At 72.6% G+C, this 23266-nt stretch carries 20 protein-coding genes; 3 read left to right on the top strand and 17 right to left on the bottom strand.

Going from position 1 to position 23266, the window contains the following annotated elements:
* Nucleotides 1-368: 368 nt before the first annotated feature.
* Nucleotides 369-1760 (bottom strand): PLP-dependent aminotransferase family protein, encoded by a 1392-nt coding sequence (locus ACFRAC_RS11175; RefSeq protein WP_382923447.1) that lies wholly within the window; start codon nucleotides 1758-1760, stop codon nucleotides 369-371.
* A gap of 46 nt (nucleotides 1761-1806) precedes the next feature.
* On the opposite strand from ACFRAC_RS11175, the gene ACFRAC_RS11170 reads away from it, so the two are divergent.
* The gene (locus ACFRAC_RS11170; RefSeq protein ID WP_382923445.1) at nucleotides 1807-2331 is read left to right on the top strand and encodes a carboxymuconolactone decarboxylase family protein; all 525 of its coding nucleotides are present in this window, start codon (nucleotides 1807-1809) and stop codon (nucleotides 2329-2331) included.
* 230 nt (nucleotides 2332-2561) lie between these two features.
* Here ACFRAC_RS11170 and ACFRAC_RS11165 read toward each other — a convergent pair whose 3' ends face one another.
* From ACFRAC_RS11165 to ACFRAC_RS11145, 5 genes are all read right to left on the bottom strand, one after another.
* Nucleotides 2562-3527, bottom strand: a complete 966-nt coding sequence (locus tag ACFRAC_RS11165; RefSeq protein WP_382923443.1) for an ABC transporter substrate-binding protein — start codon at nucleotides 3525-3527, stop codon at nucleotides 2562-2564.
* Between the two features lies 1 nt (nucleotide 3528).
* Entirely contained in the window at nucleotides 3529-5478 is a 1950-nt protein-coding gene (locus ACFRAC_RS11160) for an ABC transporter permease (RefSeq protein ID WP_382923441.1), read from the bottom strand.
* Nucleotides 5478-6581 (bottom strand): glycine betaine/L-proline ABC transporter ATP-binding protein, encoded by a 1104-nt coding sequence (locus tag ACFRAC_RS11155; protein WP_382923439.1) that lies wholly within the window; start codon nucleotides 6579-6581, stop codon nucleotides 5478-5480. Before ACFRAC_RS11155 ends, ACFRAC_RS11160 begins: the two co-directional genes overlap by 1 nt.
* Complete coding sequence (locus tag ACFRAC_RS11150) at nucleotides 6581-8110, bottom strand: GMC family oxidoreductase (protein WP_382923437.1); 1530 nt, start codon at nucleotides 8108-8110, stop codon at nucleotides 6581-6583. The genes ACFRAC_RS11155 and ACFRAC_RS11150 overlap by 1 nt, the downstream gene beginning before the upstream one ends.
* A gap of 68 nt (nucleotides 8111-8178) precedes the next feature.
* Nucleotides 8179-9705, bottom strand: coding sequence for an aldehyde dehydrogenase family protein (locus tag ACFRAC_RS11145; protein WP_382923435.1), 1527 nt, complete (start codon nucleotides 9703-9705; stop codon nucleotides 8179-8181).
* A gap of 208 nt (nucleotides 9706-9913) precedes the next feature.
* Here ACFRAC_RS11145 and ACFRAC_RS11140 point away from each other — a divergent pair, with 208 nt between their 5' ends.
* Entirely contained in the window at nucleotides 9914-10816 is a 903-nt protein-coding gene (locus tag ACFRAC_RS11140; RefSeq protein WP_382923433.1) for a GNAT family N-acetyltransferase, read from the top strand.
* A gap of 46 nt (nucleotides 10817-10862) precedes the next feature.
* Here the strand turns inward: ACFRAC_RS11140 and ACFRAC_RS11135 are convergent, their stop codons facing one another.
* From ACFRAC_RS11135 to ACFRAC_RS11100, 8 genes are all read right to left on the bottom strand, one after another.
* Complete coding sequence (locus tag ACFRAC_RS11135) at nucleotides 10863-11657, bottom strand: hypothetical protein (protein ID WP_382923431.1); 795 nt, start codon at nucleotides 11655-11657, stop codon at nucleotides 10863-10865.
* Between the two features lie 114 nt (nucleotides 11658-11771).
* The gene (locus ACFRAC_RS11130; RefSeq protein ID WP_382923429.1) at nucleotides 11772-12155 is read right to left on the bottom strand and encodes a hypothetical protein; all 384 of its coding nucleotides are present in this window, start codon (nucleotides 12153-12155) and stop codon (nucleotides 11772-11774) included.
* 40 nt (nucleotides 12156-12195) lie between these two features.
* Nucleotides 12196-14055: a hypothetical protein gene (locus ACFRAC_RS11125; protein WP_382923427.1), complete on the bottom strand. Its 1860-nt coding sequence runs from the start codon at nucleotides 14053-14055 to the stop codon at nucleotides 12196-12198.
* A 285-nt stretch (nucleotides 14056-14340) separates the two neighbouring features.
* Nucleotides 14341-15330: a malate dehydrogenase gene (locus ACFRAC_RS11120; RefSeq protein ID WP_382923425.1), complete on the bottom strand. Its 990-nt coding sequence runs from the start codon at nucleotides 15328-15330 to the stop codon at nucleotides 14341-14343.
* Between the two features lie 375 nt (nucleotides 15331-15705).
* Nucleotides 15706-16932, bottom strand: a complete 1227-nt coding sequence (locus tag ACFRAC_RS11115; protein ID WP_382923423.1) for a DUF2690 domain-containing protein — start codon at nucleotides 16930-16932, stop codon at nucleotides 15706-15708.
* Between the two features lie 451 nt (nucleotides 16933-17383).
* A complete protein-coding gene (locus ACFRAC_RS11110) occupies nucleotides 17384-17950 on the bottom strand; it encodes a helix-turn-helix domain-containing protein (protein ID WP_382923421.1) in 567 nt (188 codons plus the stop codon).
* Between the two features lie 206 nt (nucleotides 17951-18156).
* Nucleotides 18157-18633: a DUF3017 domain-containing protein gene (locus tag ACFRAC_RS11105; RefSeq protein WP_382923419.1), complete on the bottom strand. Its 477-nt coding sequence runs from the start codon at nucleotides 18631-18633 to the stop codon at nucleotides 18157-18159.
* Nucleotides 18623-19477: a bifunctional methylenetetrahydrofolate dehydrogenase/methenyltetrahydrofolate cyclohydrolase gene (locus ACFRAC_RS11100; protein ID WP_382923417.1), complete on the bottom strand. Its 855-nt coding sequence runs from the start codon at nucleotides 19475-19477 to the stop codon at nucleotides 18623-18625. The genes ACFRAC_RS11105 and ACFRAC_RS11100 overlap by 11 nt, the downstream gene beginning before the upstream one ends.
* 263 nt (nucleotides 19478-19740) lie before the next feature.
* Between ACFRAC_RS11100 and ACFRAC_RS11095 the strand changes: the two genes are divergently transcribed.
* On the top strand, nucleotides 19741-20412 hold the full coding sequence (locus ACFRAC_RS11095) for a hypothetical protein (protein ID WP_382923415.1): 672 nt from the start codon (nucleotides 19741-19743) through the stop codon (nucleotides 20410-20412).
* A gap of 37 nt (nucleotides 20413-20449) precedes the next feature.
* Here ACFRAC_RS11095 and ACFRAC_RS11090 read toward each other — a convergent pair whose 3' ends face one another.
* The 3 genes from ACFRAC_RS11090 to purN form a co-directional block, all read right to left on the bottom strand.
* On the bottom strand, nucleotides 20450-20806 hold the full coding sequence (locus ACFRAC_RS11090) for a hypothetical protein (RefSeq protein ID WP_382923413.1): 357 nt from the start codon (nucleotides 20804-20806) through the stop codon (nucleotides 20450-20452).
* A gap of 213 nt (nucleotides 20807-21019) precedes the next feature.
* The gene (gene purH / locus ACFRAC_RS11085) at nucleotides 21020-22585 is read right to left on the bottom strand and encodes a bifunctional phosphoribosylaminoimidazolecarboxamide formyltransferase/IMP cyclohydrolase (protein ID WP_382923411.1); all 1566 of its coding nucleotides are present in this window, start codon (nucleotides 22583-22585) and stop codon (nucleotides 21020-21022) included.
* Nucleotides 22582-23211, bottom strand: a complete 630-nt coding sequence (gene purN / locus ACFRAC_RS11080; protein ID WP_382923409.1) for a phosphoribosylglycinamide formyltransferase — start codon at nucleotides 23209-23211, stop codon at nucleotides 22582-22584. Before purN ends, purH begins: the two co-directional genes overlap by 4 nt.
* Between the last annotated feature and the right edge of the window lie 55 nt (nucleotides 23212-23266).

Here is a 23266-nt window from a genome sequence, read left to right as displayed (position 1 = left end):
TGCCGGAGGCGGAGGCCGGCGGGGCGCTGCACCAGAACGGGGGCACGTACATGGGGCCGTGGGGACGGCCTGGGCCGGCGCGGCCGGCCGGTCGCCGACCCGGGCTAGCCGGGCGGCCCGGGCGAGGGTGCACGGGGTGCCCGGCACGGCGGCGGCCCGCACCAGGTCACGGGCCGGCCGGTCGCAGCGGGCTAGCCGGTCCCGCACGAGACGGGTGTACGAGCGCGGCGGGGGCGCAAGCCGGGGAAGTACGTGCGGGGACGGGTGCGGTGGGGTGCCGTCCTGGCCGAGGCCGCGTACGCGTGGAGCGGGCGCCGGGCGTGCCGACGACGTATCCGGTACCTGTGCGGGAAGGGGCGGGCCTTCGCTCAGGGCAGCACCCTGCACAGCGCCTCCAGGGTTCCCGCCCACGCATGGTCCGGCGGCGTGCCGTAGCCCACGACCAGGGCGTCGAGGGGCTCGGCCACGGCCTGCTCGTGGCGGTAGAAGCCCAGGCCGTGCAGGGACAGGTGCTGCCAGGCGGCCGCCTGGACGACCGTGCGCTCGGTGCCGGGCGGGAGGCGCAGGACGGCGTGCAGGCCGGCGGAGATGCCGGTGACGGGGATGTGGGGGGCGTGGGTGGCGAGGGCCCGCACCAGGGCGTCCCGGCGGCGCCGGTAGCGCAGGCGGGACGCGCGGACATGCCGGTCGTAGGCGCCGGAGGTGAGGAACTCGGCGAGGGTCAGCTGGTCGAGCACCCCGCAGGTGTCGGAGCCTCCCTTGGCCTCGGTCACCTCCTCGACCAGCGCGGGCGGCAGCACCATCCAGGCCAGCCGCAGGCCGGGGGCGAGGGACTTGCTGGCGGTGCCGAGGTGGACGACATGGCCGGGGTCCAGGCCCTGGAGGGCGCCGACGGGCTGGCGGTCGTAGCGGAACTCGCCGTCGTAGTCGTCCTCGAGGACCAGTCCGCCGGTGTGGCGCGCCCACTCCACGACGGGGGTGCGGCGGCTCTGGTGCAGGGGCACTCCCATGGGGAACTGGTGGGCGGGGGTGAGCAGGACGGCTCCGGCGCCCTCGGGCAACTCCCCCGGATCCGTGCCGCGTTCGTCGAAGGGCAGGGCCGGGGTGGCCAGACCGGCCGCCGTCAGCTGCCGCCGGTGCGGCGCGAGGCCGTACGACTCCACGGCGACCGCCCGTACGCCGCGTGCCCGCAGCACCTCGCCGAGCAGGCGCAGACCGTGCAGGAACCCGGAGCACACCACGATGTGCTCGGGGTCGGCGCGCACGCCCCGGGCGCGGGCGAGGTAGCCGGCGAGCGCGGTGCGCAGTTCGGGCCGGCCGCGCGGATCGCCGTAGCCGAGGGCCTGGTGGGGTGCGGCGAGGAAGGCCCGGCGGGATGCCCGCAGCCACTCCGTCCGCGGGAACGCGGCGAGGTCGGGTGTGCCGGGGACGAGGTCGTGGGCGGGGCGTGGGCGCTCCGGGCGGGGTGGGACGGGGGCGCCGGGCGGCGGGATCACCGGGCGGTCGGCCACCCGGGTGCCCGACCCCTGCCGTGCGGTGAGCCAGCCCTCGGCGACCAGGTCGGCGTAGGCGTCGGCGACGGTGTTGCGGGCGATGCCGAGGTCGCCGGCGAGGGAGCGGGAGGACGGCAGCCGCGTGCCGGGCGCGAGCCGGCCGGTGCGCACGGCCTCGCGCAGGGCGTCGGTCAGACCCCGGCGCAGTCCGGGGCCCGCGGGGTCGAGGTGCAGGTCGATGCCGAAAGTGGCCCAGCGTTCCGCCATGGAAGTGGACCATACTCCTGGGCTGCCTCGCTCCTAGGGTCGAAGCATGACGAACACGACGACCACCGCGGCCGCCACGGCCCCCGCCCCCGAGTCCTACGCCGCCGAGCAGATCGCCCGTCTGGAGTGGGTCCGGCACTCCCCCGAGGTCTACAAGGCGATGGTCCGCCTGGACGCCGCCGCCCGGAAGGGCCTCGACGCCCGGCTGCTCGAACTGGTGAAGGTCCGCGCCTCACAGCTCAACCACTGTGCCTACTGCCTGGACATGCACTCCAAGGACGCCCTCGCGGCCGGCGAGAGCGTCGAGCGGATCGTGCAGCTCGGCGCCTGGGAGGAGTCGCGGCACTTCTACACGGAGAAGGAGTGCGCGGCGCTGGAGCTGACGGAGGCCGTCACGGTCCTCACGGACGGTTTCGTGCCGGACGAGGTGTTCGAGCGGGCCGCCGGGCACTTCGAGGAGGCGGAGCTGTCCCAGCTGATCGCCGCGATCACGGTGATCAACGCCTGGAACCGCTTCGGCGTGACCTGCCGCCTGACCCCGGGCCACTACCGGCCGGGGCAGCACGGCTGAACCCTGAGGGCCCGGCCCCCCCGGAAGACCGGGCTCGCCGCACCCGGCGAGCAGCACAGCGGCCGCCGCGGGCACCACGGCCCCGCCCCCGATGCCCGGTGTGTTCATGACGTCCGGGGAGGCTCGCACGGACCACTCCGGCGCGGCGGCGCGAGCGGCCGGAGCCCGGCCTGATCCAGCCATGGGCGGGGTCGGGCCGGGCTCCGGCGGATGCGGTGCCGTCGTGCGGGTCAGGGCAGCCACTTCCTCCAGACGGACTCGTGGCGGTCCACCCACTTCTTCGCCGCCTCCTCGGGGGACAGCTTCTGCTCGGCGATCAGCAGCGAGACCTCGTTCTGGTCCTCGGTCGTCCACGTGAACTTCTTCAGCAGGGCCGCCGCGTCACCGCCGCTCTTCGCGAAGTCCGCGTTGAGGTACTTCTGGAGCGGGGTGTGCGGGTAGGCGCAGGCGACCTTCTCCGGGTCGGCGTCGCAGCCCTCCTTGTAGGCGGGCAGCTTCACCTCCGTCATCGGGACCTTCTCGAACAGCCACTGTGGCTCGTACCAGTACGTCAGGAAGGGCTTCTTCTCCTTGGCGAACTGCTTGATCTGGGTGATCTGCGCCGCCTCGGAGCCGGCGAACACCACCTGGTAGTCCAGGTCGAGGTTCTTCACCAGCGCCTTGTCGTTGGTGACGTAGGACGGCGAGCCGTCCATCAGCTGGCCCTTGCCGCCGCTCTCCGCGGTACGCAGCCGGTCGGCGTACTTGTTCAGATTCTTCCAGTCGGTGACGTCCGGGTGGGCCTTCGCGAAGTACGTCGGGACGAACCAGCCGATGTGCCCGGTGACGCCGAGGTCGCCGGCGTTCACGATCGTCTTCTTGTCCTCGACGTACCGCTTCTCCTCGTCCGGGTGCCCCCAGTCCTCCAGGAGGGCGTCGACCCGGCCCTGGCTGAGCGCGTCCCAGGCGGGCACCTCGTCGATCTGCACGGTGTCGACGCGGTAGCCGAGCTCGTGCTCCAGGAGGTACTGGGCGACGGCCACGTTGGCCTGGGCGCCCACCCAGGACTGCACGGACAGGGTGACGGTCCGGGCGCCCTGCGCGTTGGCGAACGGCGACGCCTGCTTGGTCATGTCGGCGGCACCGCAGCCGGTGAGCAGCGCCAGCGAGGACGCCAGGGCCACGGCGGCGGCCGTCGTACGGATGCGCGGACCCATGTCAGGCTCCCTTCCTCGCGCGCCGTTCGGTCGGCTGGGTCACCCGGTCGAGCATCAGGCCGAGGCAGACGATCGCGGCACCGGCCACCAGACCGGTCGCCAGGTCGCCCTGCGCGAGGCCGAAGACGACGTCGTATCCGAGCGCGCCTCCGCCGACCAGGCCGCCGATGATGACGACGGCGAGGACCAGGACGACGCCCTGGTTGACGGCGAGCAGCAGCGCGGAGCGGGCCAGCGGGAGCTGGACCTGGCGGAGCTGCTGGGCGGGGGTCGCGCCCAGCGAGCGGGCCGACTCCAGCGCGGCCGGGTCGACCTGGCGCAGACCCTGCGTGGTGATGCGGACGACGGCGGGCAGCGCGTAGACGACGGCCGCGGCGACCGCGGGGGCGCGGCCCACGCCGAACAGGGCGACGACCGGGATGAGGTACACGAACTGCGGCATCGTCTGGAAGACGTCCAGGACGGGCCGCAGCAGCCGTTCGACACGGTTGCTGCGGGCGGCGGCGACACCGGTCGCGAAGCCCAGGACCAGGGTGACGGCGACGGCCGCGAGGACCTGGGAGAGCGTGTCCAGCGACGGCTTCCACACGCCGAGCACACCGATCGCGGCCATGGCGAGGACGGCGGTCAGCGCGGTGCGCCAGGTCCCGATCAGCCAGGCCGGAGCGGCGACGATCAGCAGGACCGCCCACCACGGCAGCCCCTGCAGGCCGTCGCGCACCGGGTCGAGGACCCAGGTGGTGAAGTGGCCGGCCCAGTCGGCGGTGCCGCCGACGACGGGCACACCGGAGTAGAGGTGCGCGGTCATCCAGTCGACGGCGCGGTTGACGGGCTCGGCGATGTTCACGACCCACGCGTCGGGCCAGTCGACCCGGCCCGCGAGCCGTCCGGCGACGGCCACCGCGACGGCACCGGCCCCCGCGTACAGCCACAGTCGCCGGCCGTGGGGGTGCGGCTCCTCGCCGAGCGCCTCCCCGGCGGCGCCGGTGACGCGGTCGAGGACGACGGCGAGCAGCACGATCGGGATGCCCGCGGCGAGCGCGGCACCGACGTCGACCGAGGCCAGCGCCTGGTAGACGCGGTCACCGAGGCCGCCCGCGCCGATGACGGAGGCGATGACCGCCATCGACAGCGCCATCATGATCGTCTGGTTGAGGCCGAGCAGGAGCTCCTTGCGGGCCAGCGGGATACGGGCGGTCAGCAGACGCTGCCGCGCTGTCGCGCCGAGCGACTCGACGGCCTCCAGGACCTCCTTGTCGGCGCCACGCAGACCGAGGGCCGTGAGCCGGGCCATCGGCGGGGCGGCGTAGACGACGGTGGCGAGGACGGCGGCGGGCACGCCGATGCCGAAGACCAGCACGACGGGGAGCAGGTACGCGAAGGCGGGCAGCACCTGCATGGTGTCCAGGACGGGGCGCAGGACCTTGTCGGCCCGGCCGGACAGACCGGCGGCGAGGCCCAGCAGGGCGCCCACGACGACGGAGGCGAGGACCGCGACGACCATCAGCGCGAGGGTCTGCGTGGTCGGCACCCACATGCCGAGGAACCCGCAGGCGAGGAACGCGGCGCCGGTCCCGGCGGCGAGCCGCCACCCGGCGACCCGCCAGGCGACGAGGGCGGCGGCGGCGGTGACGCCGGCCCAGCCCGCGGCGAGCAGCACGAGGTACACGCCGCGTACGGCGAGCACGACCGCGTTGCTGATGTGCCCGAAGAAGTAGAGGAACAGCGGGTGGCTGTCGCGGTGGTCGATGATCCAGGTGCTGGTGTCGGTCAGCGGCCCGGAGACGTCGACGGTGAGCGCGGCCGGCCAGCTGCCGCTGGCCCAGCGGGCGTGGGCCAGCGGCACCAGGATCGCGGCGACGACGCCGAGCACCGCGAGCTTGCGGACGGCGGGGCGCCCGAGGAGGCCCGGCGACGCGGGGCGCGGGGCGGCGGCGGTGACGGTCGCCATCAGACCACCCCCTTGGGGTGCTCCGTTCCGGCCACGACGCCGAGAAGCCGCTCGTGGTCCACCACCCCCAGGCAGCGGCCGCCCTCGACGACCCGGGCCGGGGAGCCGGTGCGGGCCACGGCCTCGATCGCCTCGGACACCGTGGCGTCGGGCGCGAGGGCCGGTCCGCTGCCGGTCTCGTCGGCGGAGGCGGCCCGCATGGCGGTGCGGACCGTCATGACCTGTTCGCGCGGGACGTCGCGGACGAACTCGCGGACGTAGTCGTCGGCCGGGGAGCCGACGATCTCCTCGGGGGTGCCGAGCTGGACGACGCGGCCGTCCCGCATCAGGGCGATGCGGTCGCCGAGCTTCAGCGCCTCGCTGAGGTCGTGCGTGATGAAGACCATCGTGCGGCCCTCCTCGTGGTGCAGGCGGACGACCTCCTCCTGCATGTCCCGCCGGATCAGCGGGTCGAGCGCGCTGAACGGCTCGTCGAAGAGCAGCACCTCGGGGTCGACGGCGAGGGCCCGGGCGAGTCCGACGCGCTGGCGCTGACCGCCGGAGAGCTGACCGGGTCTGCGGTGCTCCATGCCCTCCAGGCCGACCTTGGCCACGACCTGGGCGGCCCGCTCGCGGCGCTCGGCCTTGCCGACGCCCTGGATCTCCAGCCCGTACGCCACGTTGTCGAGGACGGTGCGGTGCGGGAGCAGGCCGAAGTGCTGGAAGACCATGGCGGCCCGGTGCCGGCGCAGTTCGCGCAGCCGGCCGCGGTCCATGGCGCGTACGTCCTCGCCGTCGATGGCGATGGTCCCGGCGGTCGGCTCGATGAGCCGGGTCAGGCAGCGCACGAGCGTGGACTTGCCGGAGCCGGACAGGCCCATGACGACGAACACCTCGCCCTTGCGGACGTCGAAGGAGACGTCCCGCACGGCCGCCGTGCAGCCGGTGCGCGCCCGCAGCTCGGCGGCCGGGAGCGCGGCCAGTTCCGGGTCGGCCGGGACCCGGCGCGCCTTGGGGCCGAAGACCTTCCACAGGCCGTCGACGGAGAAGACCGGCTCGCCGGTCGGGGGTTTACGGGTCTCGGGTGTCGCGTTCCGAGGCGTCAGGGGAGCTGTCGTACTCATCACGCCTCACCTCCCATCAGGTCCGCCGCCTTCTCCCCCACCATGAGCACCCCGATCATCGGGTTCACCGCGGTCATGGTCGGGAAGACGGAGGCATCGGCTATTCGAATGCCTTCCAGGCCGCGGACCCGCAGTTCGGGGTCCACGACGGCCAGTTCGTCGTCGGCGGCGCCCATACGGCAGGTACCGGCCGGGTGGTACACGGTGTGCGCGACCTTGCGCGCGTACTCGCTCAGCTCCTCGTCGCCGGTGAGGTCCGGGCCGGGGCAGACCTCGCGCTTGAGCCAGCGCGCGAGGGGTTCTGATCCGGCGATCTCGCGGGCGACGCGGATGCCGTCGACGAGGGTGCGGGCGTCGTAGTCCTCCTCGTCGGTGAAGTACCGGAAGTCCAGCGCGGGCTTCACGGACGGGTCGGCGCTGGTCAGGTACAGCCGGCCGCGGCTCTTCGGCTTGGGGATGTTCGGCGTCATCGAGACGCCGAACTGCGGCCGCTCGTAGCCCAGTCGCTCCGGGTTGTCCGTGAACGGGATCTGGTAGAAGTGGAACATCAGGTCGGGGCCCTGGTGTTCGGGGTCGCGCCGCACGAACAGGCCCGCGTCGGAGTCCATCGCGGAGTTGTCGGGGATGGGGCCGTTCGTCTCCCAGACGATCACGGACTCGGGGTGGTCCAGCAGGTTCTCGCCGACGCCCGGCAGGTCGTGGGCGACCGGGATGCCCAGCTCGGTCAGGTCCTGCTTCGGGCCGACGCCGGAGTGCAGCAGCAGCCGGGGCGTGTCGACGGCGCCGGCGCACAGGACGACCTCGCGGCGGGCCCGGATCAGCGTCTCCTGGCCGTCCTTGGTGCGCACGTGGACGCCCTCGGCGCGGGTGCCGTCCAGTTCGAGCTTGTACGCCCACGTCTCCAGCAGGATCGCGAGGTTCTCCCGCTCGTCCATCACGGGGTGCAGATACGCCACCGACGCCGACGAGCGCTTGTTGTTCTCGGGGTGGTAGGCGAGGTCGAAGAAGCCGACGCCGTCGGTGAACGGCTTCTTGTTGAAGCCCTCGATCCGCGGCACGCCGAGCGTGTCCCGGGCGGCGTCGACGAAGTCGCGGGCGATGGCGTTGCGGTCCTTCTCGTCGACCGGGACGATGTTGTTCTTCAGCCGGGCGTAGTACGCCTCCATGGGCACGGCGCCCCAGCCCTCGGCGCCGGCCGCCTCCCACTCGTCCCAGTCGGACGGCAGCGGCTTGAACGCGATGAGGGTGTTGTGCGAGGAGCAGCCGCCGAGGACGCGGGCCCGGCTGTGCCGGATGTGGCTGTTGCCGCGCGGCTGTTCGGTCGTCGGGTAGTCGTAGTCCAGTTCGCCGCCGAGCAGGCCCATCCAGCGGCGCAGGGTGAGGACGTCGTCGCGGCCGACGTCACTGGGGCCGCCCTCGATCACGGCGACGGTGACGTCCGGGTTCTCGGTGAGCCGGGAGGCGATCACGGAACCCGCGGTGCCGCCTCCGACGACGACGTAGTCGTAGACAGGGGTGTTCTCGGACATGAGCGGGGTACTCCAGGGATCTTGCGAAGTCTCGCGCGGTGAGGAGCGGTGCGAAGGGGAGGGAGATGTCAGCCGGAGAACCAGCGGACCGGCTGGGGGGCCAGGTTCTGGTAGACGTGCTTGGTCTCCCGGTACTCGGCGAGTCCGGAGGGGCCGAGTTCGCGTCCCACGCCGCTCTTGCCGAAGCCGCCCCACTCCGCCTGCGGGAGGTAGGGGTGGAAGTCGTTGATCCAGACGGTGCCGTGGCGCAGCCGTCCCGCGACCCGGCGGGCCCGGCCGGCGTCGGCGGTCCACACGGCGCCGGCAAGGCCGTACTCGGTGTCGTTGGCGAGGGCGACGGCCTCGTCCTCGGTGCTGAAGGTCTCGACGGTGAGGACCGGGCCGAAGACCTCCTCGCGGACGACGCGCATCTCGCGGTGGCAGTGGTCGAGGACGGTCGGCTCGTAGAACCAGCCGCTCGCCGGGCGGTCGGCGGACGGCTCGGGGCGCCGGCCGCCGGAGCGCAGGACGGCGCCCTCCTTGAGCGCGGACTCGACGTACGCCTCGACCTTGTCGCGCTGCTGCTCGGAGACGAGCGGGCCGCACTCGACGCCGTCGGCGGTGCCGCGGCCGAGGCGGATCTTCTGCGCCCGGTGGGCGAGTTCGCTCACGAAGCGGTCCCGGACGGACTCCTCGACGATGAGGCGGGAGCCCGCCGAGCAGACCTGGCCGCTGTGGATGAAGGCGGCGTTCAGGGCCTGGTCGACGGCGGTGTCGAAGCCCTCGTCGGTGGCGCAGGCGTCGGCGAAGACGACGTTGGGGTTCTTGCCGCCGAGTTCGAGCGCGACCTTCTTCACGGTGGGCGCGGCGGCCTGCGCCACCTTGGTGCCGCTCGCCAGACCGCCGGTGAAGGAGACCAGGTCGACGTCGGGGTGCTCGGAGAGCCGGGCGCCCACGGAGTGGCCGGGGCCGGTGACGATGTTGGCGGCACCGGCAGGCAGGCCCGCCTCGACGAGCAGGTCGATCAGGGCGATCGTCGTCAGCGGGGTGATCTCGCTGGGCTTGACGACAAAGGTGTTCCCGGCGGCGAGCGCCGGGGCGATCTTCCAACTGGCCTGGAGCAGCGGATAGTTCCACGGCGTGATCAGGGCGCAGACGCCGACCGGCTCGTGCACGACGACGCTGTGGATGTCGGGGGAACCGGCGTCGACGACCCGGCCGGGGGCCTCGGCGGCGACCAGGTCGGCGAAGTACCGGAAGGCGTCGGCGACGCAGTCGATGTCGACCCGTCCCTCCTCGACGGTCTTTCCGGCGTCGCGGCTCTCCAGCAGGCCGAGCTTCTCGCGGTCGCGCACCAGCAGATCGGCGACCCGGCGCAGCAGGGCCGCGCGGTCGGCGACGGGGGTGCGCGGCCATTCGCCCCGGCCGCCGTCGAAGGCGCGCCGGGCGGCCTCCACCGCCAGGTCGACGTCCTGCTCGTCGCCCTCCGCGACCACGGCGAACGGCGTCGCGTCCGCGGGGTCGAGGATCTCGCGCGTCGCGCCGGAGACGGCGCCGCGCCACTCCCCTCCCACGTGGATGGTGCCGCGTGCCTTCAGTTCCGTACTGTCCGCCATGATCGGTGTTGCCTTCCGTTCCTGTCTCGAACCCGTGCGTCACACAGCCGTCACTCACGGGACCGAGTGCACCTGCCCGCACCCCTCGCTTGCATGCGCGATCGCCGAACGAAAGTGCGCCGGGTCACGGAACATCCGCCCACACCTGGACAAAAACCCCCACTCCAGCCCTGGCCGTTCGCGGAACCTTTGACTAAAGTCAAGGACCATGGAGCCAGTCTCGGCGGAGCAGGTGACGGCCTTCCGCCGCTTCAACCGCTACTTCACCCGCCGCATCGGCGTCCTGGACGACCACTACCTCGGCCAGGACCGCCCGCTGGGCGAGGCCCGGCTGCTGTTCGAGATCGGTGACGGCGCCACCGTGCGCGAGCTGCGCGCCCGCCTCGGGCTGGACGCCGGCTATCTCAGCCGCATGATCAAGGCGCTCGAGCGCCAGGGCATGGTCCGCTCGTCCCCGGACCCGCGCGACAACCGGCTGCGCGTGCTCGAACCGACCCCGGCGGGCCGAGTCGAGGTGACGGAGCAGGACCGGCGCGCGAGCGCCGTCGCCGCCGCCCTCCTGGAAGGGCTCGGCACCGCCCAGCGCGCCGAGCTGACCGGCGCCCTGGCCACGGCCCACCGGTTGCTGCGCCTCGCAGCGATCACCGTCACCCTCATCGACGGGGCCGCGCCCGACGCCCGCGCCTGTCTGGAGGCGTACGCCGACGAACTTGACGGGCGGTTCCCGGAGGGCTTCGACCGGGCCGCCCTCGTCCGGCCCGAGGAGGTGTCCGGCGACGCCGGCGCGTTCTTCGTCGCCCGCGAGGAGAACCGCCCCGTGGGCTGTGGCGCGCTCCGGCGTCTGGAGCCGGGCGTCGGGGAGATCCGCCATGTTTGGGTGCACCGGGGCGCCCGCCGCCTGGGCCTCGCGCGCCGGCTGCTGACGGTGCTCGAAAAGGATGCGGCCGCCCGCGGTCTGAGCGTCGTACGCCTGGACACGCACGTCGCGCTCACCGAGGCGCAGGCGATGTACCGGGCGTGCGGGTACACGGAGATCCCGGCCTACAACGACGACGTGTACGGCGACCACTGGTTCGAGAAGCGGCTGCCCGGGCGGCCCGGCGGCGGGTGACGCCCGGCCGCCTGGGCGCCGGGGCCGCTCCGGCGCCGGCGCTGCCTCAGCTCGGTGTGAACGCCGACCTGGCGTTGCGCAGTGTCTCCTGTGTCGCGGGCCATTCGTCCGTCGTGCCACGGACGACCATGGCGTACAGATGGCCGTCGTCCGTCCGGAACACCCGGTCGACGGCCCTGACCCGCTCGCCGAGGTCCTTGCTGTCGTACTCGTAGACGAGCTCGCTCGCGTCGGTCTCGTCGGGGACGGGTCCGCGGCTGATCTCCGTGAAGCCCGGCTGCCCGGAGAGGTTGCCGAAGGCCTCGTCCAAGGCGTCGTCGGGGGTGAAGTCCGGTTCGACCACCTCGAAGATCTGCAGCAGACCGCGCTCGTCGGCCGAGGTGTAGAAGACGACGGCCCCGCCGTCGCGCTCGCTGCGGGTCCAGCCCTCGGGGACCACGGTGGTGAAGCCCGAGGGGTCCTGGACCAGGCGGTGGCCGAACGGTACGTCGGGTGACTCGGACGCGGCGGAGAAGTTGTCATCGGTGGGCTCGGCCCCGTCGGACGTGGCGTTCGAGGGCGGTGTCCGGCCGTCCCCGGAGGCGGCGGCCGTGCCCGACGCGGTGCCGCCCGCCTTGTCGTCGCCGTCGTCTCCCGCGCCGCCGACCGCGAGCCAGGCCGCCAGCGCGGTGACCGCGACCGCCGCCACGACCGCGACGGCGACGACTCTGCCGCGCCGGCCGCCCGGCGCCCCGGGCGGTACGGAGGGCGGCAGGGGCCAGCCGGGCGGAGCAGCCGTGTGCCACTCCCCCGGCGCCCCGCCGCCGGAGCCGTCCGCCCCACCGTCCGTCCCGGGCTGCATAACGGGACTCGCGGGCGGCGGAGGCGGGGCGGGGTGACCGTCCGCGCCCACCGGCACCCACGACTGGGTCTCCTTGTTCCACCGGACCTCGCCGGCGCCCCCGCCCCCCATCGTTCAGCCCCCGATGAGTCCGGCCACGGCCGTACCGAGGGCCGTCGCGGACGTGATCGCGCCGAGGACGCCGGCCGCGGCATCGAGGGCCGTACGGAGCCGGGCGAGGACGCCCGGCTGGGCCTGGCCGGTGGTGGTCACCTGCCGCTCGGTTTCCTCCAGGCTCGCGGAGAGTTCCTGCGTCTCGGGCGTGACCGGGTATCTCCTCAGGTCCTCGCCGAGCTCGCGGACGGCCTGGAGCAGCGCCTGGTACGACTCGTCGGCCGGGGCCGACGTCGACGTGTAACTGGCGCTCGCTCCCGCACCGACCGCGATGCCGTTGCCGGTGACGGATCCCCCGACATACGTGCCGGAGCCCTGGGCGTCGCCCGCCGGTGACTGGTTCATGTCGTCCTCCCGTTGTCTGCTGGTGCCTCGGCGTCCGCCGCTACTTCGACGCGCCGCCGGCACGTGCCGGCGAAGCCCCGGACGGCTTGCCCGCCGACGCGGTGGCCTTGCTGTCGTTGCCGATGGCGATGCCGTTGCCCTGGACGGAGCCTCCGACGAACGTCCCGCTGTTGTTGAACACGTTGGTGACCTTCTGCTCGAACTCCGCGATGTCGTACCCCGCGTTCCACAGCGCCTGACGGACCCCGCCCGCGATCCGGTCCTGGATCGACTTCAGATAGCGGGCGACGTCCATCTCCTGGAAGAGGGTCGCCCGGTCGTCCGCGCCCACTTCCCGCACGGAGGCGCCGGGCCCGTCCGGCAGCGTGTCCGCGTGGACGCCGGTGAGCTGGCGCCACTGCTGGGCGACGGCGCGGACCAGGATGCGCAGGGCGTCGCCGGTGGCGGCCGGGACGCGCAGCAGCGCGAAGACGTAGCGACCGAAACCGCCGCGGTGCAGATGCTCGTGCGCCATCCTGTCGGCGGTCGCGAACAGCGGGTCGACCGGCGGCAGTACGTGCGGCGCGACCTCCAGCATCAGCATCCCGCCCTGGGTGTGGACGCGGACGAAGACGGTGACGACGATCTCCTCGTCCCAGCCGCCGACCCGGACGCGCAGGAAGTGCCGCCGCTGCTCGCCGCCCTCCTCGACGGCGTCGGCGCGGTGCATCGCGTACGTCTCCGGCGTGTACGGGAAGGCCATCCGGCCCGGCAGCCCTTCCGCGGGCAGGAACACGCACTCGTCCACGACGAGTTCGCGCAGCCGGTCGAGCACGGAGTCGGCCGCCTGCGGGGACGTGCGGGCCGACGGCTCGCGCAGTTCCTGCAGCAGCGGTTCGATCTTCTTCAGGACCGTGTCGTTGTCGAGCGGCTCCGCGGGCGCGGGCGTCGCCCCGGGCTTGGTGAGGGCGTCGATCGGCGAGTCGCCGTCACTCGTCTCGCGGGGGCGCAGCTCGATCGAGAGGGACCACGGTTCGAACGGCACGCCCGCGCCACGGAACGGATCGGACTTCGCGTAGAGGATCAGCGGCGCGTGCTGCTCCTGGCGGATACGGCGGCTCAGTTCACGGAACCGCGGCCCGGTCGCGGCCTCGGCCGGGTCGCCGGCGACGTCCGGGAAACGCTGCTTGGACAGCTCGCCCGCGAGGGTGCGCGCGAACTGACCGCGCTGCCCCACGCTGAGCAGTGCGAGCAGCAGCGGCAGGACCAGCAGGCACGCGGCGGTGAAGCGGTTGAGGCCCGCGACGTCGCCGGTCAGCAGGTCGAAGAAGCTGGAGCCGCCGCTGTCCGACGAGCCGAGGAAGCCGTCACCGGAATCGCTGAAGGAGTCGGAAACGTACCCGTCGGACGCGGCCTCCTCGGGACCGGCGATCAGCACCCGGATGAGGACGCCGTACACGCCGATCAGGGTGAGACGCCCGTACCAGCGCAGCGTGAAGGCGACAAGGCGGCGGATCAGGCCGAACTGCTGCGGAAGGTACGTGTCGACGGCACGGCCGCCGCCCAGCCGGCGGCCCAGCGCGATCAGGAGGATCGGAAAGATCACCACCATGATCAGCCACTTGGTGAGGAGCGCCGCGACCACCCACAGGCCGGCCATGCCGGCCGCCCAGGCCACTTCCTGACGGCGGGCACGCAGGGCGTGGGCGAGGACCCGGGCCGCGTCGAAGCCGTAGGAGGGAGCGGCGAACCGCTCGCGGTGCACGTACAGCTCGTCGATCACCGCGTCCCGGTAGCCGACGTGCAGATACGTCCCCGCGCACAGCAGCCGGCACGCCTCGCTCCGCGCCGGATCGACCGGACGGCGTTCTCCGGGTCTCGGCTCCGGCGCCCGCTGGGGCGGGAGCTGCGGCTGGGTCATGGATCGTCCCCCCGACGCAAAACCAGTCGTTGCAGTCTGTGGTTCCCTGGCCATGGATCAACTGCGCTGAACCGCACGGGAGTTGAGCAGGCCAGGATCGACCAGCATAGGACACCGCTGTGACACCGGTCACCTGAAGCCGACGTCTCGCCCCTGGCACTCACGTTTCCTGCGCAGCTCCTGCACCGTCTCCCGCGGCGTTGCCGTGAGCGGGCGGAGAACGCACGGGTCCCCGGGCAGCTGCCGCCGCCCGGGGACCGGTGGTGGTGAGTCGGGTCGGACCCGTCAGATCAGGCCGAGGGCGCGGACCGCCTCGCGCTCCTCCTCGAGCTCCTTGACGGAGGCGTCGATACGGGTGCGGGAGAACTCGTTGATCTCCAGGCCCTGGACGATCTCGTACGTGCCGTCCTTCACGGTGACCGGGAAGGAGGAGATGAGGCCCTCGGGGACGCCGTAGGAGCCGTCCGACGGGATGCCCATGGAGACCCAGTCGCCCTCGGCGGTGCCGTTGACCCAGGAGTAGACGTGGTCGATGGCGGCGTTGGCGGCGGAGGCGGCCGACGACGCACCGCGGGCCTCGATGATCGCGGCACCGCGCTTGGCGACGGTCGGGATGAAGTCCTCGGCCAGCCACTTCTCGTCGTTGACGACCTCGGCGGCGTTCTTGCCGGCGATGGTGGCGTGGAAGATGTCCGGGTACTGGGTGGCGGAGTGGTTGCCCCAGATGGTGAGCCGCTTGATGTCGGTGACCGACGAGCCCGTCTTCTTCGCGAGCTGGGTCAGCGCGCGGTTGTGGTCCAGGCGGGTCATCGCGGTGAAGCGCTCGGCCGGTACGTCCGGGGCGGCGGCCTGCGCGATGAGCGCGTTGGTGTTCGCGGGGTTGCCCACGACGAGGATCTTGACGTCGTCCGCGGCGTGGTCGTTGATGGCCTTGCCCTGCGGCTTGAAGATGCCGCCGTTGGCCTCCAGGAGGTCACCGCGCTCCATGCCCTTGGTGCGGGGGCGGGCGCCCACGAGCAGACCGACGTTGGCGCCGTCGAAGGCGACGTTCGGGTCGTCGGTGATGTCGATGCCCTGGAGCAGCGGGAACGCGCAGTCGTCGAGCTCCATCGCGGTGCCCTCGGCGGCCTTCAGGGCCGGCGTGATCTCCAGGAGCCGCAGCTTGACCGGCACGTCCGCGCCGAGCAGCTGGCCTGAGGCGATGCGGAAGAGCAGGGCGTAACCGATCTGGCCGGCCGCGCCGGTGACGGTGACGTTCACGGGAGTGCGGGTCATGGCGTTCTCCGTAGGACAGCTGTCGGTGGGTCGTCCCCGCCCCGGGGTGCGGGACGTCAGGATGATCGATCTCTTGGCGTCGAGAGATCCACCGGTCAGGCTATCGCGCATCCGGGAGCGCGCACGGCCGGGTCCCTGTGGCCCGGCCCACAGAGTCGCCGGGATGGCGCGGAAGTGACCTGGGGCGAGGGGAAGAGGGGGGCGGCCACCGGTCCGGGAGAGCAGAACCTGGCGGCCGCCGGGTGGGGGTACCGATGCCGGACTCCCGTGGGGGTATCGGTTCGCGTGCCCAGGAATCCGGCGCCCATTCCTGCCCCGCCGGATTTCCTCGCGGGCCCTGGGCGGGCCGCGAAGGCGGCGGGGCGGGGCGGTCCGCTACTGGGTGCAGCCGTCCTGTCCGGCCGGCAGGGCCACACAGGCGACGGCCTCGCCCGCGTCCTTCACCGCCACCATCGGCGTGTAGGCGATCGTGTCACCGGCGGTCGTGATGGAGCCGGTCTCCTTGGCCTTGCCGACCTCGACCGAGACCTCGGCTCCCTGCGACGCCTGGGTGACCCGGCCCCACGCGGCGCCGCACGTCTCGCTGTAGCGCACCTCGACCACGGCCGTGCCGACCGTCGCGGTCTTGGCGGTGGTCACCAGGTCGCCGCTGCATCCCATCGCCTCGGCGTCCTTGCCGGTGCAGGAGTCACCGCTGCACTTCACCCCGGTCGGCAGGTCCTGGCCGGTGGTGGCGCTCGGCGAGGGCGACCGGGCGGCCTCGTCGTCCTTCTTCCCGCTGCCGCTGCCGGTGAGGTACAGGGCCAGGCCGATGACGACCAGCACACCGACGACGCCCGCGAGGAACATCGTCACCCGTCGCTTGCCCGCCCCGGCAGGGGCGGTGGCCCGCCGGTCGGCCCGGGGGCCCTGCGGCGGCTCCCCGAACGAACCCTGCGTACCCGGGGGATGAGCCCCGCCCGGCGCCGGGGACGCGCCGGGTGCCGCCGGGGCACGCCCGGCGCCGGTCGGCGCGGGGCCCCGATAGCCCGCCATACCCCAGGAGTTGCCGCCGGAGGACTCGGCGTCCCGGGCGTCGCCGGCATCCCGCGCCGGGCCCGGACGGCCCGAGGAGTCCCGCACATCGGGGGCGGAGGGCTGGACGGGCACCGAGGGGGACACACCGGCCGGACCGGCCACACCGGGGGCCGCCGTGGCGCTCCCGCCCCGGCGGGCCGCCCTGCCCGTCTTCGCGCCGTCCTTGGCGTTGGCCGGCGGCGGGCCGAACTCGCTGAGCGCCGCGCGGGCCTGGGAGATCCGGATCGCCTCCATGGTCATGTCGTGGCGCATCTCCGAACGGCTCCAGGCACGCTCGGCCAGCTCCCACATCGTCGTCAGGTGCACCGGGTTGGTCCCCGTGACCTCGGCGAGCGCCACGATCGCGCCCTTGGGCGCGAGCAGCCGCCCGTTCAGATACCGCTCCCAGGACGTCTTGCTGTAGCCGGTGCGGTCGGCGAGCGCGGCGATGCTCAGACCACTGCGGTCCACGAGTCTGCGCAACTGGCTCGCGAACTCTCTGACCTGCGGATCCATCTCATCCGGCAAGTCCTTCCAACGAGGCATTGTCCCCCCTCTTCCCCCGGTTGGTGCTGGTGTTACTCGCGATTCCCCCGCGCGTGGTGCCCTCTGCCGAGTCCCCGGTGTGGCTACCCACAGGGATGCGCCCACTAAGGATCTCAGTTCCCGGGGTGGGGGCGCACGGGAGCATCGGGACCGTGGGCATGCACCGTCGCACGCCCGTCAGGTCGCGTCCAGTGTTCCACCGGCTCCCCCGGCCGGCCCACGCAACCCTGGTAGTAAGCCCTTGCAGTCCTCCGGGACGCCCCGGACCGTCCCGATCGACCACGCTAGCCCGCCCGTCGAACGGCTTGCTCGTACATGCGCGAACGTGTCAACACATCGCCACATGGAACGCACATAGAAGATCACTCGGGTCGCGGGCGGCGCTTTCGGACACACGCACGAGCTCTCACCCCGGAGGGCACGGCAGGACGCGGGGCCCCTGGCATCCGGCTCAGCCGAACGCGAGGGCGCCGATCAGCGCGGTCAGCGCCAGGAGGGCGGCGAGCACCACGGCCGCCGTCAGCAGCCGCCTCGACGGGGACGGGCGGGCCAGCAGGGGCGCGTCCCACCACGGCAGGGTCGGCTCGTCCTCGTAGTCGTCGCCGCGGCCCCGCTCGGCGCCGGTCGCCGCGGGGCTCCCGGGGACCGGAAGCGTGGCGTCGTCAGCCGCCGGCCTCCCGGGGACCGGGAGCGCGGCGTCGGCCGGCTCGGTGCCCTCCGGCTTCCCCGGGGGCGTCGTCCGCTTCGGCCACACCTTGACCGCCAGCTCCCAGCGCACCCCGAACCGCTCCGCCTCCTCCGCCCCGGTCCCGGCGACCCGGCACAGCGCGACGACGGCCTGCCGGGGCGGCGGCTTGGTGGCGTTGAGGTAGCGCTGCCAGGAGGACTTGCTGTACGCGGTGCGCGCGCCCAGCGCGACCAGGCTCAGGCCCGTACGGTCCTTGAGCAGCCGTAACTGCTCCACGAAGTGCCGCACCTCCGGCGGCAGACCCTCGGGCAGCGGCTGCCACGCACCCATCGCTCACCTCCGAACGGACTCGTTCGGGTGACGACTCGACGGCGCGTCTTGGTTCCCGGTGCGCGGGGCGTAGCGGAACGGTCACTTCCGTGCCACAGCGCCCGGACAGGCGTTGAACAGGGACTCCGCCGTGCCCGAGGGTTGGCGTACGACGGCGGCCCGTCCCTCTTCGGGGGAGGGGACGGGCCGCCGTCGTACGCGGTGTCTCAGTTGTCTACCGTGAAGTGCAACGCGTCCTTGAAGAACGGGACGGTCAGCAGCGGTTTCGGCTGGGCCATCAGCGCCAGCAGCACGATCACGAGTCCCAGCACGCCGTACGTCACCATGTCGGTGAACCGGGAGCGCACGGCGAGCATGCCGACGCTCGGCACGAGCCAGCGCAGCACCGCGCCGAGGAGCAGCGCACCGCCGATCAGCAGCGTGCCGGCCCGGAACGCATCGAGCGCGGTCACGAGCAGGCCCACGGCCACCAGCCCGCAGACGAGCAGCACCGGCCACTGCCGGGCGGGGGCCGGGGCGTCACCGGGAGCCGCCCGGCCGCCGCCCTCCGGGCGGGCCGTGTCCTTGGTGAACAGCGGGAAGCGCCGGGTGGTCCGCCGGGGCGTGCCGTCCGCGTCCGGCGCACTGATCGGATCCCGGACCTCGATGTCGTCCGCGCCGTCGGCGCCGCCCTCAGCCGGCACGGCGCTCCGCCGCCTCGACCACGTTGGCCAGCAGCTGCGCCCGGGTCATCGGGCCCACACCACCGGGGTTCGGGGAGATCCAGCCGGCCACCTCGGCGACACCGGGGTGGACGTCGCCCACGATCTTGCCCTCGGCGCTGCGCGAGACGCCGACGTCGAGGACGGCCGCGCCGGGCTTGACGTCCTCGGGGCGGATCAGATGGGCGGAGCCGGCGGCGGCGATGATGATGTCCGCTCGCTTCAGGTGGGACGACAGGTCGCGTGTCCCCGTGTGGCACTGGGTCACGGTGGCGTTCTCGCTGCGGCGGGTCAGCAGCAGCGGCATCGGGCGGCCGATGGTGACACCGCGGCCGACGACCACGACCTCGGCGCCCTTGATCTCCACGCCGTAGCGGCGCAGCAGGGTGAGGACGCCGTTGGGGGTGCAGGGCAGCGGGGCGGGCTCGTTCAGGACGAGACGGCCCAGGTTCATCGGGTGCAGGCCGTCGGCGTCCTTGTCCGGGTCCATCAGCTCCAGGATGCGGTTCTCGTCGATGCCCTTGGGCAGCGGGAGCTGCACGATGTAGCCGGTGCAGGCCGGGTCCTCGTTCAGTTCGCGGACGACCGCCTCGATCTCCTCCTGCGTGGCGGTGGCGGGCAGTTCGCGCTGGATGGAGGCGATGCCGACCTGCGCGCAGTCGCGGTGCTTGCCGGCGACGTACTTCTGGCTGCCGGGGTCGTCCCCGACCAGGATCGTGCCGAGGCCGGGCGTGACGCCCTTCTCCTTCAGCGCCGCCACGCGGGCGGTCAGGTCGGACTTGATCGCGGCTGCGGTGGCCTTGCCATCGAGAATCTGGGCGGTCATGCCCCCATCCTCGCGGATGACCGGCCCACGGTTCCAATCCGGGTCCCCAGGGGACTGTCCGCCGTATCCGACCATGATCGGTTCTGTTGCACTTGCACAACACATGCGGAATGTGGCTGGACAACGACTCAGCCACTGAAGAACGATTGTCGGCACAGTGCCGCGGGCTGTGCCGGGGGGACGAACCGCATCTGTAGAACCTTCCTCCGACCGTGCCGCTCGTCGTCCCCGCACATTCGGCAAAAAACGGAGGAAACACCGCCATGAGTTTCGGCGATCCGAACAACCCTTACGGGCCCCCGCCCCAGCAGCCGCCGACCGCTCCCGGTTACGGCTACCCCCAGCAGGCCCCGCAGCAGCCTGGCATCCCGCCGCAGCAGGGCTACGCCGCTCCACAGCAGCCCTACGGCTACCCGCAGGCGCAGGCGTACCCCGGTTACCCGGGCGCCAACATGGTGCCGCAGTCGATGCCGGGCCTGCTGGTGACGGCCCGCGTCTTCCTGTACATCATCTCCGCGGTCCAGATCATCCTCGGCCTGATCTACCTGTACGTCGCCGCGTTCGTGAACGACGTCTCGGACTCCGCGGACTCTCTGGGCTCGTCCTCCAACGACCCGTTCAGGGGTATCAGCGACTTCGGCGACGCCGCGGCCGGTCTCATCGCCGGTATCGCGATCTTCGTGCTCGCGCTGGCGGCGCTGTCCATCACGCTGGGCGTCAAGTTCGGCCGCGGCGGCCAGGGTGTCCGTATCACCACGGTCGTCTACGGCGCGCTCGGCACGATCGTCGGTCTGCTGCTGCTCTTCGTCGGCATCGACTCGGGCATGGCCTCCGCGGTCATCTTCCCGCTGCTGTGGGTCGTGTTCGGCGCGATCATCACGGCCGCCCCGGTGGTGCCAAGCGGCACGGCCTGGTTCGCGCGCCCGCGCTACTGAACAGTTCGCGCACCGTTCCTGCTCCAAGGGCCGTGTCTCATCCGTACGAGGGGAGACACGGCCCTGGTGCGTTGCCGTACTTCGATCCAGACAGCCGTCGTACGAACACGTCCTGAACGCCGTTCGTGTCTCCCGGCACGAACCGCTCGTCGTCGAAGTCCGAGAAGGCGACGGTCCGCGCACGGGCGTGCGTCCGGGCGTCCACGGCCTGGCCGGGGTCGCCGTCCCGGTTCGGGGTGGCGAGAACGTCTGCTCCGGTGTGCAGGTCACGGACGAACAGATCGGTGTCGTCGTCGGGGTCGCCGGGCGCGAGGTTGGTGGCGTAGGGGACGGAGGCGACGACGTGGCCGTCGTGCTGACGGCCGGCCGCAGGAGCTGCTCGCGTCGGCCGCACGTAACGCCCTGCGCCGTCCCGTATCGCGCTCGGTTCTTACATCTGTTCCCCCAGAAGGCAGGTGCCGGGGCTCTGCGGGGATGGAAGCGCACCTGTGAGGCGCGGGCAATCAGTCGGTACACGTACAACCCGGACGCCTCGTCGAGCGTCCGCGACCGTACTCGATGGCCCGCCGACGCGCGGTCGGCGGGCCCTCGTCGGCGTGGGCGCGGCTCAGTGGAAGAAGTGGCGCGTGCCGGTGAAGTACATGGTGACGCCCGCCTTCTTCGCGGCCTCCACGACCAGCTCGTCACGGACCGAACCGCCGGGCTGGACCACGGCCTTCACACCGGCCTCGAGCAGGATCTCCAGGCCGTCCGGGAAGGGGAAGAAGGCGTCGGACGCGGCGTACGAGCCCTGGGCGCGCTCGGCACCGGCCCGCTCCACGGCCAGCTTCGCGGAGTCGACGCGGTTGACCTGGCCCATGCCGACGCCGACCGAGGCGCCGTCCTTGGCGAGCAGGATGGCGTTGGACTTCACGGCCCGGCACGCCTTCCAGGCGAACGCGAGCTCGGCCAGCTCCCCGGCGGAGAGCGCCTCGCCCGTCGCCAGGGTCCAGTGGGCCGGGTCGTCGCCCTCGGCCTGCAGACGGTCGGTGACCTGGAGGAGGGCACCGCCGTCGATGGGCTTGACCTCGACCGGGTTGCCGGGGCGCTCGGGGGAGCGCAGCACGCGGATGTTCTTCTTCTTGGCGAGGGCCTCGAGGGCGCCGTCCTCGTAGTCGGGCGCGACGATGACCTCGGTGAAGATCTCGGCGACCTGCTCGGCCATCTCCTTGCTGACCGGCCGGTTCACGGCGATCACACCGCCGAACGCCGACAGCGGGTCGCAGGCGTGGGCCTTGCGGTGCGCCTCGGCGACGTCCGCGCCGATCGCGATGCCGCACGGGTTGGCGTGCTTGATGATCGCGACGCAGGGCTCGGCGTGGTCGTACGCGGCACGGCGCGCGGCGTCCGTGTCGGTGTAGTTGTTGTACGACATCTCCTTGCCGTGCAGCTGCTCGGCCTTGGCCAGGCCGCTGCCGGTGCCGTCGACGTACAGCGCCGCCGGCTGGTGCGGGTTCTCGCCGTAGCGGAGGGTGTTCTCGCGCTCCCAGGTGGCGCCGAGGAAGTCCGGGAAGCCGGAGTCGTCCACGGGGGCGTAGGAGGACGCGAACCAGCTCGCCACGGCCACGTCGTAGGCCGCCGTGTGCTGGAACGCCTCGGCGGCGAGCCGCTTGCGGGTGGCCAGGTCGAAACCGCCGTCGCGGACGGCTCCGAGGACGTCGGCGTACCGGTCGGGGCTGGTGACGACGGCGACCGACGGGTGGTTCTTGGCGGCCGCGCGCACCATCGACGGGCCGCCGATGTCGATCTGCTCGACGCACTCGTCGGGCGACGCCCCGGAGGCCACGGTCTCGCGGAACGGGTAGAGGTTGACGACGACCAGGTCGAACGGCTCGACGCCCAGCTCGGCGAGCTGCTCGCGGTGGCTGTCCAGACGCAGGTCGGCGAGGATGCCGGCGTGCACGCGCGGGTGCAGCGTCTTCACGCGGCCGTCCAGGCACTCGGGGAAGCCGGTGAGCTCCTCGACCTTGGTCACGGGGACGCCGGCCGCGGCGATCTTCGCGGCCGTGGAGCCGGTGGAGACGAGCTCGACACCCGCCTCGTGCAGGCCGCGCGCGAGGTCTTCCAGACCGGTCTTGTCGTAGACGCTGACGAGCGCCCGTCGAATGGCCCGCTTGTTGCTCTCGGCGGTCACTGGATAACTACCTTTCGTCCCTCGATGCGATAGCCGTTGCGGGCGATCCGCCCCACGACCTCGACGAGCAGCCTTCGCTCGACTTCCTTGATGCGCTCGTGCAGAGCGCTCTCGTCGTCCTCGTCCCGGACCTCGACCACGCCCTGAGCGATGATCGGCCCGGTGTCGACGCCGTCGTCGACGAAGTGGACGGTGCAGCCGGTGACCCTGGCTCCGTACGCGAGGGCGTCACGGACGCCGTGGGCGCCGGGAAAACTGGGCAGCAGGGCGGGGTGGGTGTTGATGAACCGGCCGCCGAACCGGGCCAGGAACTCCTTGCCCACGATCTTCATGAAACCGGCGGAGACCACGAGGTCGGGCTCGTACGCGGCGACGGCCTCGGCGAGCGCGGCGTCCCACTCCTCACGGCTGCCGTGGTCCTTCACCTTGCGGACGAAGGTCGGGAGCCCGGCGCGCTCGGCCCGGGCGAGCCCCTCGATGCCGTCCCGGTCGGCGCCCACGGCCACGATCTCGGCGCCGTACGCCTCGGATCCGACGGCGGCGATCTCGTCGAGCAGCGCCTGGAGGTTGGTGCCGGATCCGGAGACCAGCACGACGAGGCGCTTGGCCACGGGCTTGGCGGCCACGATGAGCCCTTTCTCGGGGGTGCGTTCTTCTCGCGGCCGGCGGCACGACGAGCAC

The organism is Streptomyces sp. NPDC056628, from assembly GCF_042792555.1.
Lineage (GTDB): Bacteria > Actinomycetota > Actinomycetes > Streptomycetales > Streptomycetaceae > Streptomyces.
The sequence above is the reverse complement of the archived record's forward strand: the minus strand, read 5'-3'. Positions and strand labels throughout refer to the sequence as shown.